The organism is Candidatus Micrarchaeota archaeon, from assembly GCA_021163225.1.
Lineage (GTDB): Archaea > Micrarchaeota > Micrarchaeia > Anstonellales > JAGGXE01 > JAGGXE01.
This window is the reverse complement of sequence record JAGGXE010000051.1, coordinates 1-15,519: the sequence shown is the minus strand read 5'-3', so window position 1 is coordinate 15,519 and position 15,519 is coordinate 1. Positions and strand designations below refer to the sequence as shown.

Here is a 15,519-nt window from a genome sequence, read left to right as displayed (position 1 = left end):
CACAGTGGATTATTCGGAGATGTTACCAGATGAAAACCATCTCTACGTATATGCGCGTGACAATGAAGGGTTGGAGACCGTTGTTGAATATACGTTCTTCGGTGAGAACACGTTGCCTACTGTGAGTTTTGACCCAGTTAACGGTTCTGTCACAACCGAACCCGACCAGGAAGTTGAGATAACGATGCATGATCCGAGTGGTTTATCTACCATGACTTATACATGTCCCGGCGGTTCACCTACGACTGTTGACCTGGGCGGTTCGACCGATGCCACGGAAGTGGTAAGTTGTGCTTGGTCTCTGGGGGTCAACACGATGCATGTTGAAGTTGCCGATGTCGATGGAGGTTCTGTGTCGTACGATTATGTGATCGTATACGATGCCGATGCACCGACGGTAACATTGGTCAGTCCTGCCGAAGGTAGCGATATAGATGCCGGTGACACTATCGTGCTCGAGATTACTGACGAATCAGAGTTCACCGCACTGTACTCGTGGGACAGTGAAACCGGTCCGTGGTCGGATTTTGATGCGGAATGGAACGTAACCGTACCATCTCTTGACACTGGTACGCATACGTTGTACGTGAGCGTAACGGACAGTGTCGGACATAGTAACATAGTGTCGTTCACATTCAACGTGCCTCCGCATACCGGTTCTTTTGTCGGTTACGTGCGCGACACCTTCGGTAACCCTGTGGAAGGTGCAAACGTATCTGTGGACGGAACCGATTACTGGAACGTTACGAACAGCGACGGTTACTTCGTAATAGCCGGTGTTCCTGAAGGTAGTTACAATGTTACCGCTAACAAGTCCGGATACACTTCGCAAACGTTGTACAACCAGTACGTTGTCGGTGGCGGGTCGACAAGTCTCACGTTCTACCTTGCTCAGTTCGGTAGTATCGAAGGAACTGTGTACGATTGGTTCTCCAATCCGGTTTCCGGTGCTTCAGTAACCGTTTATCCTGGCGGTAGCGGTTGCACAGGTTCGGCGGTGGCTTCTACGACTACGGCAGCCGACGGAACGTATGCGGTGCATGACCTGATACCGGGATGGTACGACGTAGGTGCCCGTGCAGCAGGGTATTCGGACGTCTGCATAACGTACCGTGCTGTCGAGCCCGGTGCCACTACCGTGGTAGATATCGTGATGGATTCGTAAAGTATGTCCCGGAAAAAAGGTGGTTTGATGGATACTGTGCGAAGTATGCTCTTGACAATATTGGTCTTTGCATTACTGCTGAGCGTTCTAACGGCCGGTTCGGTCAGTGGTAAGGTCGTTGACGATTCAACCGTACCTATACCCAACGCCGAAGTTGACCTCATAGGTTTACCTTGCGATACAGTGTCGTATTCTTGGACACCCAGCAGCAGTACTGTATTCTACGAGTTTACGGTTACCTATGTCTCCGATGACCCGGTTGGAAACACCGTAGATGTGCAGATTTCTTACAACGATCCCGTGTCCGGCGTTATCACGAACACCTATACGTTGAGCCCCGGGGATGCTATCGAACTGTGGACAAGTTACAACGGATATCTCAACATGACTGTTCAGAGCTATGACAGCGGCACGCATACGGCAGATTTGGATTTCGTTTACTGCTATAAATCCCTTACTGCTTCGGACGGTACGTTCAAGATACCGCAACTTCCTGACGGTACCTATACGTTATCCTTCAACGCACCCGGATACCAGTCCGCTACGTTCGGTCCGTTCCAGATCGATAACTCTGACCCTACCAAGACCGATAGGTCTATACCTATACCGATCGTTCTCTATCCTACCGGATCGGGCGGCGGCGGAGCCGCCGCCTCGGGCTCGATAGCGGGCACTGTGAAAAATTCCACAGGCGACCCGATATCAGGTGCGGTTGTTGAAGCGTTGATAGGTAACACGTTGATCAATTCTACTACTACTGACGGGACGGGTGCATTCAACGTAACGGTTGACCAAAGCGGAAGTTATACGATCCGTGTAACCGCGAGCGGGTATATCCCGTATTCGTATTCAGGAGTGAACATCGACCTTACTGATCCGACACAAACCCATGTTACACTGCCGTTCACGATTGTTTTGACACCTTCTTCAACCACTTATATGTACGGTTATGTGACCGATGAGAACGGTGACCCTGTCGCCGGAGCCCAGATAACTACTTCCTATGGTTCGAGTTTTACAACCGATGCCTCAGGATTTTACAATGTTACAGACGTGCCCGAAGGAGTGATGTTTGATTTGAACGTTTCTGCGGCGGGATATTCATCAACAGGTATCACTAACCTTGTCCTTATGTCGCCGTTGCGTTACGATTTTACTATCTGGTCGACTTCTGGTTCAGGGTATGGGACAGTGAACGGTTACGTGTTTGATACGTCCGGTAACCCGATATCCGGTGCTACGGTCAGTGCCGGCGGTGTTTCTAACACTACCAACTCCTCAGGATACTATATCCTTGTGAACGTCCCTTCAGGTAGTCAGACGGTACGTGCAAGCAGAAGCGGTTACAACACGGAAACACAGACCGTTACGGTCAATCCGGGTAGCACGGTTGAGGTTAATTTCACGTTGTCCGAATCCAGTTCTGGTGGTGGTTCAGGCGGCTCAGGCGGCGGTGGTTCGGGCTCGTCTGGTGGCGGTTCCTATTCGGTAGGTTCTGGCACCTCTGGGTCTTCAGGCGGTGTTTCCCATGCGGAAGAGATGGAGGTGCAGTTTGTCGTCAGTGGTTGTAATGTTTATGTCCGTAGAACGGTAGAACCCGGTTCTGAAACAGTAATAACATTGGAAGTTACCAGCGATTGCGATACAGAAGGGTTCGAGCTTCGCGAGTATCCTCCGTCCGGTACCTCTGCGGACCGGTTGAAGTTTGTCAAGAACGCACCCGACGCTATACTCAACGACCCGTTGACTTTGGTTTGGCGATTCGAAAACGGTGTACGGAAGGGCGACACTGTGGAGATCAAGTACAAGGTAACAGAGAATGCGGACATCGACGAGTTTAAGGTAAGGGTGTATCCTTTAGAGTCCGAAGGTGTGTCGATAGTGCCCATGTTCAACCTGACCGTGCCGAAATATGCGTACGTAGGTGATAACGTAACTGTGCGTTTGACAACAGAATCCGGCGAACCTGTGCCCAAAAAGACGATCGTTGTCATTCCTCCTACAGGTCACACGTTTACCCTTGTCACGGATGATAACGGTTCGGCGACGTTCATACCCGGTAGTTCGGGTCTGTACAGGTTCTCTGTCGAAGATGCAGTGCTGATAAAGGAGGCATCTGTAAACGTTATAGAACATGTATCGATTAATCTGCCGAGCGAACATCATGAGATCAACGTTTCTTACAACGAGACCGAGAACGGCACCTCTGAGAACGCATTCGTTAACATGTTGTCCGGGTTAACCTCAGGTCTGACAAGCAATCTGCCTGTTGTCGTTGTGATCGGTGTTGTGATAGCGGTTGTTGTGGTGTTGTATTTTGTATCTTCGTTGATGCGTACGTTACCCGATAAGGGTCATACCGCTGAAGGGGGCGAACGGCAGAACGAGGTTCCTGAACATGCCTCTGAAGAAAAACCTGAGACTGCAGAGAAGAGTGGGGAGACAGCGAAGAAGACTGAGAGCAAAAGGACAAAACGTTCGAGAAGTAAAAGAAAAAGGTAATAACATCTGGTCTGACGGATCCGTCGTGTAATGTATCGAATGTATTGCGGTTGACAGAAACAATTTAAAAGAGTTCTGTTATATAAAACTCTAAGATAATCAGGAAGGAGAGGTGTTTTGTATGGCGAGTTTGAGACCTGCCAGAACATGCAGAGACGTTGATAAACCTGCCTGGACCAGATGGTCTAAGAAAAAGCCTAGAAAATCGTATGTGAAAGCGCGGCCGCATACTAACCTGTATCATATGGACATGGGTGTTGATAGAGATGATTATGATGTAGTAGTTAAACTTGTGAGCAAGGTTCCGATCCAACTCAGGGACGGTGCTTTGGAAAGTGCCCGGTTGGCTGTGCATAAGTACATGCAACGTGTGGCAAAGGATAACTATAAGTTCAAGATACTGCCTTATCCGCATATCATACTACGGGAACATCGGATGCTCACAGGCGCAGGCGCAGATAGACTTTCCTCTGGTATGAAGAAGGCTTTCGGTAGGCCTACCGACCGTGCGGCAAGGCTTAAGAAGGGGCAGACGTTGTTCGTTGTCAGAACGTATTCAAAGAATGTCAACCACGTTCTTGAGGCGTATCGCAGGGCCAGATGCAAACTTTCCGGTAGGTACGGTGTCGAGATAGAACAGATAACTTCTGAAGAAAAGAATGCTTGAAAAGGTGGATGAATGGGTAAATCCGTAATATCCACAGATATCGATAAACTGATTAACATCCTTAAACAAAAACGCGAACTCTCTTTAGTTCAGTTGTCTCAGGAGTCAGGGTTACCTATCTCAGTGCTTGAACAATGGTTGCCTATCCTCGAGGAGGAAGGATTGATCGAGATAAAATATCATCTTACTAAGATCTATGTTAAATGGTTGGGCGAAACAGAAGAGGTCGAGATTAAACCGGAAGCCGGAACGGGTCTGCCTCCTGAAATAGAGATGGGTAAGATTGTTCCTAAGATTATCAAGAAACCGGTTTCTGAAAAGAAGGAAGAAGTTGAAGGAAAAAAGGAGGAGGTCAAAGAGAAGGAAGAGAAGGTTGTTCCGCCGAAGGAACCGGGAAAGAAACCGCCTGAAGCGGAGAAGGTTACTGAGAAGTTTGCTGTTAAGGTACCCATACGAGTGGAGGAATACAGAGAGCTTCCACCTGTCAAAGAGGTATCCGTCCCGACCCCGAAACCTGTTAAGAAGGGAGTAAAACCTTTGAAAAAGGTTGCTGAAGAAGTTGCGGGTGCGGTGACCGAATCTGGTAAGAAACCAACCAGACTCGAAAGGTACACCAAGAAGATGGAAGAGATAATGGGTGAGATAAACAAGACGCGCGAAGAGTTGGACCGTCTTAAACTGGAGAAACAGAAACTATTGAGGGAGGTATATCAACCTCTTGAGAAACGGTTCGAAACGGAGTTGAACACGCTTGCAGAAAAGATAGCCGAGAAAGAGCAACAGATTCTGGAGTTACAGAAGAGGGCGATGGCAATACCGGCAATGATCGAACAGGTTGATAGGCAACAGTTGGAAATGCAGGAGATAGAGAAAGCTGTTGATTCGGCTTTTGAGGAGACCAAGATTACGATCAACGATTATTTGAACGTGTTGGCAGAACTTGAACGCAAAACCCATGAGGAGATGGAACTGGCTAGAGAACATATCTCCCAAGGCGCGTCTCATGTTGCTGAAATGAGCGCGTTACTCAACAGGATCAATTCCATTAAATCCGAGATTTCGCAGCAGATTAATGAGGTGGAAGAACGTATCAGACAGGAACAGCAGAGGTTGAACGAGTTGCAATCGTCACTCAAAGAGTTGGACGAGTTGGAAACAAAAGCGTCAGAAAAGGTTGCTCTGGTTAACGAGTTGATAGATAAACAGAAGGAACGGTTGAAACAACTCGATAACGAACTTCTCAAGATCGGTGAGGTCGAAGAATGGGTTAAACTGCATCAACAGAGGTTTGAAGAAGTGATCAAAGAGTTTAAGGAACAGATACGTGCCAATGAAGAAGAGTACGATAAACTTAGAGAGGCTATGGAAGCAAATTTTGTGAAACGGTATCTTGCAGACCTTGAATCTATGGCTAAGAGTTACGAGTTCGAGTTTTCGCAGGCTGAAGAACACGAGAAGAATATAGATGAAAGAATAGAGAAGGCTAAACAGAAACTTCAGGAATTGATCGAATACAGTAAGGAGATCGTTAAAGCGTTTGAGGAGGGGATGGAGAACATAGAGGCTAAACAACCGGAAGAGGTTATCAGGGAAGTGGAAGAGATATCCGGCAAAGGTAAAGAACTTGCCAACGAGGTTCTGATCGAAACCGAGGAACGGAAGAAGATTGCTCAAACCGTTGAACAACTCGGTAAGGGCGAACTCGAAGTCGAGCCGGAACAGGTTACGCCGTCAAAGGAGAAGATTGAAAAACCGGTTGCCAAAACCAAAGCCAAACCTGTCAAGAGTAAGTCCGCAAAATCAAAACAAAAACCTAAATCTTCAAAAACGAAAAAGTCTGCCAAGGAGAAAACTAAACAAAAACGACCTAAAAAGAAAAAGACGGGCAAAAAATGATCTTAGATAGAAGCCTTTTGGATAAACCCGTTTGTTGACAACTGTCAAAATAGCGTTACTGATAAGAAGAGCCTCGGGAGGGATTCGAACCCTCAACCTGCCGCTTGCTTGCAGACCAGACCTCAGTTATGATGTCTGCAAAAAATGTTACAAGGCGGCCGCTCTACCGTTGAGCTACCGAGGCATGTGTTTATTTTTTATGAACAAAATGTTTTTATAAGTAATCATTCATAACAAAACATAACAAATTAAATCAAAATTAAATCGAGAAACAATAAAAAACAAAATTAAAATAAACAAATAAAAAAACAAATAAAAACAAACAAAAACAAACGGAAAATTTAAATGAAAAAATTTGAACAGGATTTATAAACAAAGATGAGGTGGAGAAGATGGGAAAGTTTCCTGAAGCTGACCACGAGCTTGCAGAGATATGGATATGTCGGAAATGTAAGGCTCGTAATAAACGCGGTGCAAAACGTTGCCGAAAATGCGGTTATAAATACCTGAGACCTAAACGCAAAGAGCGTCATGCTAAGAAGTAATCGGTCATCTATTTTTTGCGGGGGTGCCGGAGCCTGGTCAAACGGGCAGGACTTAAGAACTGTCATCTTAGGTAATCCTGTGGCTTAGGCCTGCCAGGGTTCGAAAACCTCTGCTCGGTGTAGCCGGGGTCGGTGATCCCTGCCCCCGCATATATCTCTTATTAACAGGCATGAGGAACATGTATCGAAAAGAATATAAAAGAAACGTTTGAGATAAATACGGTGATGTGGGATGGTTACAAAGAAGAAAACGAAAAAGAAGACGAAAACAACTACCAAAAGAAAACCTGTTAAAAAACGTAAGACCGGTAAGAAAGTGACGAGAGAGGAAACCAAGAAAATGTCGTTCACGTTGGACATTGAGTATTGGAGACGTGAGATAACCTTGGCAGGACTGTTTCTCGCAGCGGTCGGTATCATCTGGTTCCTAACATCTATAAAAGCGGTTGCGCTTCCAACGACGTTGTTACCCCTGCTGGTGATCTTTCTCGGGTTTATCATGGCATTGGCGGGTGTGAAAGAGAGTTAACAGAACCTTTATCTTTTCCATTTAGATGTTTGTACCGGTTCGGTGTGAGAGGTGAACATTATGGATAGATTGTACGAGTGTGATAAAGCGAACAAAACCAAACTTGAGCAGATACTTAACGAGAATCCTTATGATAAGGATAGTTTTGCGGTTGTCGGCTATACCTTGAAAGACGGTAAGGATTACGGGTTCGAAGGTAAGATGTTGCTCTACATCTCTGCAAACGAAGAGTTTATACGGAAGGCGGACGAACGGTTAAAAGATGTTGCTGTGCCGGTCCCTGAAGATAAGGCAAGACCTGTGATAGAACGTATTAAGAGCGAGGAATCTTCTGCTGAACAGGGGTTCGGTGCCATCTTCGGTTAAACCCTGTTCAAAAGGTGATCTCCAGGATGGAAGGAACCATCGGTAAAAACAGACGTTCTGCCACGTCGTATCTAAAACACAGAATCCTGTGCGAAGATAGGGACGAAGCCGTCAGAGTGCTGAGGTATGCTAAAAGAAAAGGGTTCTACGGAGTGATAGAGTGGGCCCGATGGAATTCGTCCGACCCTTACATCAGACGCGTTGCTGAGTGTATGGTCAACGATTACCTTCGTACACTTCGCAGAAGACTGCTTAAGTGCAAACAATCTGTCGAACAGTTGTCTGAAGACCTTGAACCATCCGGTCAACCAGTCCGATGATAAAATCGTTCGATGATAAAAATTTAAATACAAATCAGGACCAATATATCCTTATATGATGAGCATCGGATGGGCTGATCTTCGGTGATATTCCGAAGGGATGATGACGGTCTTGAGTGCTGAACGTTCTCGTTAACGAGTGTATGAAACGATATGTGTGGGGTGTGTGGTTATGATCGAATCCTTGGGTCAGACAAAGATAAAAACCGAAGTTATTTCGATAGATACCGGATACAATGTAATCATCGGGAGAAGTCATTTCATCAAGACCGTGGAAGACATATACGAAGCGATCGTTAACACCAACCCTAAGGGAAAGTTTGGACTGGCCTTTTGTGAGGCTTCGGCTGATAGACTGGTACGGTTTGAAGGTAACGATGAGAAACTCGTTAACCTTGCGGTTGAGATGGCTAGAAAGGTTAATGCTGGTCACTACTTCTTCCTTGTGTTGGACGGGATGTACCCGATAAATATACTCAACGCTCTTAAACAGGTACGGGAAGTGTGCAGTATAGAATGCGCTTCGCAGAATCCGTTGCATGTGATTGTTGGCGAAACATCTTTGGGAAGAACGATATTGGGCATAGTTGACGGTCAACCGACTGTCGGTGTGGAGGACGAGACCAAGAAAAAGGAACGTCACAAATTCCTTCGTAAGATAGGGTACAAATTCTGAAATTCTTCCATCCTTTTTAAACCTGTTCCTTTTTTAACCCGTGTTTTGCGTTTGTTTGCGTTCGCGGAACACGTGGCATACCGCATCTGTCGGCAGAATTTACGAGTGTGTCGGAAAGATGTTCGGTTAGGTAGTTTTAAAAGGTTTTCTGTACATTATTCTTGTTTGTCTTGTTGTTAGGTTGTCAAGATTGACGTTTTGAGAGGTGTTGGTTTGGGAGCACGACCTAGAAAATGGAAGAAAAAGGGTCGGATGCGTTGGAAATGGATAAAGAAGAGAAGGCGTAGACTCAAACGCAAACTTAAACGTAGGAAGGGCGAATTGTAAAATTTAGGTAGATGGGATGCGTTTTCTGCTCTTCTCGGATGTTCATGCGAACATGCCCGCTTTGAACTCCTTTATAGATAGTGTGGAGGATGAACTAGATACATTCGATACCGTTTATTTTATCGGCGATCTCGTAGGTTATTATCCTTGGCCCAACGAAACGGTTGAATCGGTCAAAGAGATGAGCATCCGTGCGAAACGGTTTATCGGTGTGATGGGTAACCATGATTACTACGTCGTTCATTCTACATTACCGTTGTCAAGATTCAATCCTGCCGCTGCCGAAGCTCTGGAATACACCAGAACCGTGATAAACGAAGAAAGTGTACGGTTTTTGCAGAACCTTCCTGTTCGGCACGAGGGCGGCTGCGCCGCCCTCGTGCACGGCGGACCGGCAGACCCGCTGTTTCAGTATCTGTTTACCGTCGATAACTCGACCCTATCACAGGTGAACAGTCCTTTCTTCTTCTACGGTCACACGCATCAGCCTTATTCGGCAGTAATAGGCGGTCGTTTGGTAGTCAACCCAGGGAGCATAGGTCAACCGAGAGACGGTGTACCTTTGGGGTCGTATGCGGTTATCGATGTTCCGGATGATGTGTATCATGTGCTGGTTGAAGATTGGGAAGGTCTGCGTGTTAAAGAGAAGATGTCTCTGCTTAAGAAGGTTAAGGTGAAGAACGTTCGTTTCAGGTTTGATATCGACGCAGTCGAGACAGAGGTTAGGAAGAAAGGCCTGCCTATAGGATTGGCGGAAAGATTGCGTTCAGGGTCCTAAGTTTTTATAAGGATTTGCAAAGGTGCGCGCTTGTGAATAAATTCCGATTAATTCGATGAGGAGGGTTATAAGTTTTCTATCGAACTACCCCGAACTATCAACCGAACCTTACCTTCTCATTTTCATACCCTTATATTCCACTTCTTACATTACTTTTTACTTCGCTTTTTTCGTCTGTCCATACTTATTTCCGAAAATTTTATCGTTTCATACGTCATGCCCCTACTCGTTCATTTCCCGTATCCCTAAGATAACAAACCCTCATAACAAACCATCTTATACATCTCTTTTTACATCATCTCAACATTCAGAGGCATCGGAAAGGCGCACGATTCACTATTCAGTGCAACTGCCAACTTTCACTGCTGGCTATCTTTCGGCATACCTTACCCTGCTTTCAATCAGTTTCACCCTGTCCTCGATCTCACTCCCCTGGCCACTCTGTTTCGCGTATTCCCTTACAAACAGTTCACCCAAAGATAAGTACCCTTTTTCATCGTTCTGTCTGATTCTTTTCGGCCAACCGCTGTCAAGAGCCTTCTTCATGGTCAGGACATCCATCGCCTTGTCTTCGACCCTTTGGGAGAAGAATCCCAACCCGAAGTCTATCACTGCTAACATCCGCCGACCTTTCCTTCTGACTATCATCAAGTTGGCGGGCGTGAAATCGCCGTGTACGATGTTCTTTTCGTGAAGCCGCGCGAGTATTCGCGCGGCTTCAACAACGAACTCCTTTTTCATCCGTTTAACCGTATGCAACATCCTACCTTTCAATTCGGTCATGATGATCTTGTATGGTTCAACATCAACGATCACCGGGCACAGGACATTGCATTTCTTTGCCCGTACCATTAACGATACCTCGCGTCTTGTGCGTTCCGTTCTCAACCTTTTATCAAGGGCAGGTTCACGGTAATCCTTCCGAATTCTGTGTTTAACGATGACCGGTAACCCGAACCGTTCCCCTGCATACACGATCGCTTCGGCACCCATACCTATAATTTTCATGTCTTGCGTCGTCATAGTTTACGCACACCCTAGACTTTCGTTATTACGTGTGTTACACATTTTTGTTACACATTTTTCCAATCATATAAGGATCCGGGTTCTTGAGAACAGGAGCTGCAGAAGTAAACCGAACACGACTAAACTCAATACAAACGTTGCCGCCTCGGGCACCGTGATGAACAGTATCGCCAATGCTGTGATCAGTATCGCCAACCATACCTTGATGTTCCAGTACATAACTTTGCTACCGTCTAACGGATACATGGGGACCATGTTAAACCCTGCAAGGAACGCGTTGATCAACGTTGAAAACTGTGCCGCTTGGAACCAGAACCCTTCCGTAACACCGGCTGTTATCATACCGATTAATAAGGCCAGAGATATAATGGATAGTGCTATGTTCGTGAGCGGACCGCTTGCCGATATTATTCCGTTCTCCCGTCTGGTCAGGTAGGGAGCGAATATGTACACGGCACCCGGAGCCGCAAACACGAACCCCATACCTATCGCAAACACGAACATCAGTCCTATTCCGAACCACCATGCCTTGAACCGAGCCCTGCATCCGTAATGTATCGCCACAAATTTGTGAGCCATCTCATGTAACACGAAGGCGGGTGCTATCACGAGCAGGATAAGGGCAAAGTTGTAGGCAAACGTATGCGGGTCCGGCATCAATCTGGATCCGATATCATCACCGCTCAACGCCAGGGATAACGCTAACGCTATCGATAACACCGAGAACACGATTTCTTTGACCTCCTCACCTGTAAAATACAACCAAATCCTCACCTATCCATCACCCCGTTTTTTCCGAAACACGTTATCCGTACATCGTGGCAGCGCTTTCTTTGAACCGCTCCATCCTTTCCGTGAACTCCTTCCGCAGGGACGGTTTCACATTGTTCATAGCTCTTCTGAAATGTTCCATGGTCACAACCTTGGCATTGATGTTCTCCCTTATGGCTTCCATACCAGCTTCCCTGCACAGGTTCTCGAGGTCGGCTCCGCTGTACCCTTCGGTAACCTTGGCAAGCTTTTTGAGGTCAACATCTTTGGCAAGAGGCATACGTTTTGTGTGGACTTGGAGTATCTTGAGACGGGCTTCTTCGTTGGGCATCGGTATCTCGATGACTTTGTCGAACCGTCCGGGGCGTAGAAGTGCAGGGTCCAGTATGTCAGGTCTGTTGGTGGCGGCTATGACTATGACATCTTTGAACGATTGTAACCCGTCCATCTCAGTGAGCAATGTGTCAACCAATCTTTCGGTAACCATAGAACTGTCTGCTCCGAGCCCCCTACGCGGTGCGATGGCGTCTATCTCATCGATGAAGACAACACACGGTGCAGCCATCCTCGCCTTTCTGAATATCTCACGGAGCGTTTTTTCGCTTTCACCGACCCATTTGCTCAGCACTTCCGGACCTTTCACGGATATGAAGTTGGCTTCGGTTTCCGTTGCAACCGCTTTAGCGAGAAGCGTTTTACCTGTTCCCGGGAACCCGATAAGTAGGATACCTTTTATCCTTCTGATCCCCATCCTTTCGAACACTTCCGGATGATTGATCGGTAGTTCGACCGCCTCTTTAAGTTCTTTCTTAGCGTTCTCAAGGTCGCCGATATCTTCCCATTTCACGTTCGGGGTTTCTATGAACACCTCTCTAAGAGCAGACGGTTGAATATCCTTCAATGCTTCGAAGAAGTTCTTCCGTGTAACCTTGAGGTTTTCCAGAACCTCGTTCGGTATGTAATCCTTTTCCAAATCGATCTTCGGTAGGACCTCCCTTAATGCACGCATCGCGGCTTCCTTGACCAGGGAGGCGAGGTCTGCTCCGGTGTACCCGTGGGTGACATGGGCAAGTTCTTCCAGATCAACGTCTTCCGCTAATGGCATGTTCCGCGTATGTATCTGTAATATTTCCTTACGGTCTTTACTGTCAGGTACACCGATCTCTATCTCTCTATCGAACCGTCCCGGTCTTCGGAGGGCTGGGTCGATCGCGTTTGGTCTGTTAGTCGCTCCGATAACTATCACTTGACCCCTGCTTTTCAGACCGTCCATGAGCGATAACAGTTGAGAGACCATCCTTTTCTCGACTTCTCCAGTGACCTCTTCGCGTTTCGGTGCGATGGCGTCGAGTTCGTCCATGAAGATTATTGACGGCGCGTTTTCCTCGGCTTCTTTGAAGATCTCCCTAAGCCGTTGTTCGCTTTCACCGACAAATTTGCTCACCAGTTCCGGTCCTGCAATCGGTATGAAATGCGCATCGGATTCGTTGGCAACCGCCTTAACCAGCAACGTCTTACCGGTTCCAGGCGGACCGTGCAACAGAACACCCTTCGGCGGTTCTATGCCCAACCGTTCGAACAGTTCCGGATGACGTAACGGTAGTTCCACCATCTCGCGGATCTTTTGAATGGCTTCATGTAACCCGCCGATGTCTTCGTAGGTGACCTGAGGTATCGCTAACGTTTGTATCGGTTCTGATTTAAGGATGACATCGGTTTTTTCGTTGATCATGACTATACCGTTCGGTTGAACCACTCCCGCAACAAGGGGAAAGGATGTTCCGAACACGCCGATGAAAACCGTATCACCCCTTACCAACGCTCTGCCGATCAATTTCTTCTTCACGTATTCATCGAATCCGGGCGAATATTTGATCGGTTGCATAGGTGCAAGAATGACCTTTTTAGCGGGTTTAACTGTCGCCTTCCGTACGGTTACTTTATCACCGATGGCTACACCTGCATTCTGTCTTATGTAACCGTCCATCCTTATTATTCCCAGTCCTTCATCTTGCGGCCGTGCCTGCCATACCATTGCAGCGGTGCTCTTCTTCCCTTTGATCTCTACGATGTCACCGCTTGTCACATCGAGTTTTTCACGGGCCTGCGAATCTATTCTCACGATGTTCCTTCCCACGTCGGTTCTTAACGCTTCGGCAACCTTGAGAATGACGGATTCTGAAGTCATAAAAATCACCTTTGATTCCCAGATACGTATCAAACTGCAGATCCTGGTTAAATTGATTGATGGTTCCTTTTTTAATATTATCTGATTATCTCTCCTTTTTTCATGCGATTATGAATAAATCCTGAGTAACTCGGTATGGAGAATTAGGTTTTCTACCGACCTATATTCCGAACTCGTCCCTCATTCTCATATATCCCTTTCTCATCTGTAAATCGTTCATTTCCGTGTTTGTTTTCCTACCAGTTATTTTTATATACATAAAAACACACAATATATCATATGACCCTGCAAAAACAGAATGTTGAATACACGGTAAAACCGATCAGTACCGATGAACAGATCATCCGCAGGGTTATCGAAAGATTGAAAGGGATTGGTGTCAGCAAAATCGACCCAAGCGCAGTAAAGGTTATCCATAACGAATTGTCGCGGTATTATCCAGGGTCATCTGAAAAACCTGCGTTCCTGATGTTCGTGATTCTTCGCGAATTCTACAACGAAGAGTATGTGAGAAGGTTTGCAGACAGTATAATTAATATTATGCTAGACCTTGAAGATCCGCGCGTCACTGTAAACATAGGTAGGTTTCTCAATTACGTGGGGTTTGAAGAATCTGAAACCAGGACGATCGTAGAGTCCGTTGTGAGACATAGGGTGGACGGAAGAAAATGGTTGGAGATTGTGAACCGTGCCGGGATCGCTACCGATGAAGAAAAAGATGAGTATCAACTCTTGAAACAACTGGATTCCATACCGCTTGCGTCGGTACGCGAATTCGGTATCAAGGTCCTCAACATATTCAAACCGTATATGGAAAAGAAAGGTGAACGATGGTTAATCGAGTTTGCAAAGAGATGGAACTACGGTCATCTCCTGGTCTATTATCTCACATCCGTGTATGACGATTTGGATAAGGTGCGGTTCATGGTTTTCCAGAATTGGGACAGGTTCACCGCTCTCAGTATACTGAGATTTAACGGTCTGTTGACCGATGAAGAGCTTACGGAATATTCCTATCTGTATTACAGTAAAACCGGTTCTTCTCCGGTAACACTCCCCACGTTTGAAAGGTCCATACTTGAGAAGTACGGAGTAGAAACGCTCAACCGATTGCAGGCATTGGCTGAAAAGCCAGCGGAGGTCGATTATATCCTCAGGTTGCATCCGTACGCCAGACAACGTTATTCTGTTCTCTCGTCCAGATCTGGATTAACCGGTTCTGGACCACTGGAGATTACCGATGAAAATGTGTTAAGCAAACACGAGTTTAGAAAGTTGGGTGTTGTAGAGGTTAGACATACGAATACGGTTCACGTCCCGGTGGAGAGGGTGTCCAGAGACGCGAGGAGGATTGCCAGACGGATGATCGAGAAGAATTTTGTGAAATACGTTTCACACGCCGGAGCAAGAGAGGTCCTTTCTCTGTTCGTCAACAAAGGTAAAGGCAGTTTCGGTTTGAACCTGTTCGCCAGGCATTACAGCGAGACGTTTGCTGTCAGGTTGGGATACCATGTTTATACCGATAAAGTTAAACTGTTAACCGATGCGTCAGAGGCGGGAATACCTTACGGCATAATATTGCACGATTTTATCGCCGAAGCTCTACGGACCGGTTGCGATGTTGAAGATGTGGTAAGATGGGTCATAAAAACTGGGGACATGCATCTTATCCAATTGTTGTGTACTGAGTACGAACTGGACGGTATCCTTTACAGAGAACTTAGGAATGAAGGTGTTTCCTGGGATATCATAATCAATGTGTT

Annotated in this window: 14 protein-coding genes and 2 tRNA genes; 12 read left to right on the top strand and 4 right to left on the bottom strand. The window is 46.5% G+C overall.

The features are described 5' to 3' along the window. From J7K41_03680 to J7K41_03665, 4 genes are all read left to right on the top strand, one after another. On the top strand, window positions 1-1,165 hold a 1,165-nt coding region (locus J7K41_03680), incomplete at its 5' end, for a carboxypeptidase regulatory-like domain-containing protein (GenBank protein ID MCD6549777.1). Window positions 1,166-1,192: 27 nt separating this feature from the next. Further along, complete coding sequence (locus J7K41_03675) at window positions 1,193-3,667, top strand: carboxypeptidase regulatory-like domain-containing protein (GenBank protein ID MCD6549776.1); 2,475 nt, start codon at window positions 1,193-1,195, stop codon at window positions 3,665-3,667. A gap of 121 nt (window positions 3,668-3,788) precedes the next feature. Continuing rightward, complete coding sequence (locus tag J7K41_03670) at window positions 3,789-4,334, top strand: 50S ribosomal protein L16 (GenBank protein MCD6549775.1); 546 nt, start codon at window positions 3,789-3,791, stop codon at window positions 4,332-4,334. A gap of 12 nt (window positions 4,335-4,346) precedes the next feature. Beyond that, on the top strand, window positions 4,347-6,230 hold the full coding sequence (locus J7K41_03665) for a hypothetical protein (GenBank protein MCD6549774.1): 1,884 nt from the start codon (window positions 4,347-4,349) through the stop codon (window positions 6,228-6,230). Window positions 6,231-6,299: 69 nt separating this feature from the next. On the opposite strand, the gene J7K41_03660 is transcribed toward J7K41_03665, so the two are convergent. Beyond that, a tRNA-Thr gene (locus tag J7K41_03660) sits at window positions 6,300-6,414 on the bottom strand. A gap of 208 nt (window positions 6,415-6,622) precedes the next feature. Between J7K41_03660 and J7K41_03655 the strand changes: the two genes are divergently transcribed. From J7K41_03655 to J7K41_03625, 7 genes are all read left to right on the top strand, one after another. After that, window positions 6,623-6,775, top strand: coding sequence for a 50S ribosomal protein L40e (locus J7K41_03655; protein MCD6549773.1), 153 nt, complete (start codon window positions 6,623-6,625; stop codon window positions 6,773-6,775). Window positions 6,776-6,792: 17 nt separating this feature from the next. Then, window positions 6,793-6,925: transfer RNA gene (locus J7K41_03650), tRNA-Leu, on the top strand. Between the two features lie 82 nt (window positions 6,926-7,007). Beyond that, window positions 7,008-7,304 carry a hypothetical protein gene (locus J7K41_03645; GenBank protein MCD6549772.1) on the top strand — a complete coding sequence of 99 codons (297 nt, stop codon included), beginning with the start codon at window positions 7,008-7,010 and terminating at the stop codon, window positions 7,302-7,304. Window positions 7,305-7,364: 60 nt separating this feature from the next. Then, on the top strand, window positions 7,365-7,670 hold the full coding sequence (locus J7K41_03640) for a hypothetical protein (protein MCD6549771.1): 306 nt from the start codon (window positions 7,365-7,367) through the stop codon (window positions 7,668-7,670). A 26-nt stretch (window positions 7,671-7,696) separates the two neighbouring features. Next, window positions 7,697-7,990 (top strand): hypothetical protein, encoded by a 294-nt coding sequence (locus tag J7K41_03635; GenBank protein MCD6549770.1) that lies wholly within the window; start codon window positions 7,697-7,699, stop codon window positions 7,988-7,990. A 172-nt stretch (window positions 7,991-8,162) separates the two neighbouring features. Beyond that, the gene (locus tag J7K41_03630; GenBank protein MCD6549769.1) at window positions 8,163-8,666 is read left to right on the top strand and encodes an adenosine-specific kinase; all 504 of its coding nucleotides are present in this window, start codon (window positions 8,163-8,165) and stop codon (window positions 8,664-8,666) included. 343 nt (window positions 8,667-9,009) lie between these two features. Next, complete coding sequence (locus J7K41_03625) at window positions 9,010-9,771, top strand: metallophosphoesterase family protein (GenBank protein ID MCD6549768.1); 762 nt, start codon at window positions 9,010-9,012, stop codon at window positions 9,769-9,771. Between the two features lie 369 nt (window positions 9,772-10,140). Here J7K41_03625 and J7K41_03620 read toward each other — a convergent pair whose 3' ends face one another. The 3 genes from J7K41_03620 to J7K41_03610 form a co-directional block, all read right to left on the bottom strand. Beyond that, window positions 10,141-10,794, bottom strand: a complete 654-nt coding sequence (locus J7K41_03620; protein MCD6549767.1) for a Kae1-associated serine/threonine protein kinase — start codon at window positions 10,792-10,794, stop codon at window positions 10,141-10,143. A gap of 66 nt (window positions 10,795-10,860) precedes the next feature. Beyond that, entirely contained in the window at window positions 10,861-11,571 is a 711-nt protein-coding gene (locus tag J7K41_03615; protein ID MCD6549766.1) for a site-2 protease family protein, read from the bottom strand. A 31-nt stretch (window positions 11,572-11,602) separates the two neighbouring features. Beyond that, window positions 11,603-13,756 carry a CDC48 family AAA ATPase gene (locus J7K41_03610; GenBank protein MCD6549765.1) on the bottom strand — a complete coding sequence of 718 codons (2,154 nt, stop codon included), beginning with the start codon at window positions 13,754-13,756 and terminating at the stop codon, window positions 11,603-11,605. Window positions 13,757-14,035: 279 nt separating this feature from the next. Here J7K41_03610 and J7K41_03605 point away from each other — a divergent pair. Next, the coding region (locus tag J7K41_03605) for a hypothetical protein (protein MCD6549764.1) at window positions 14,036-15,519 on the top strand (1,484 nt) is incomplete at its 3' end.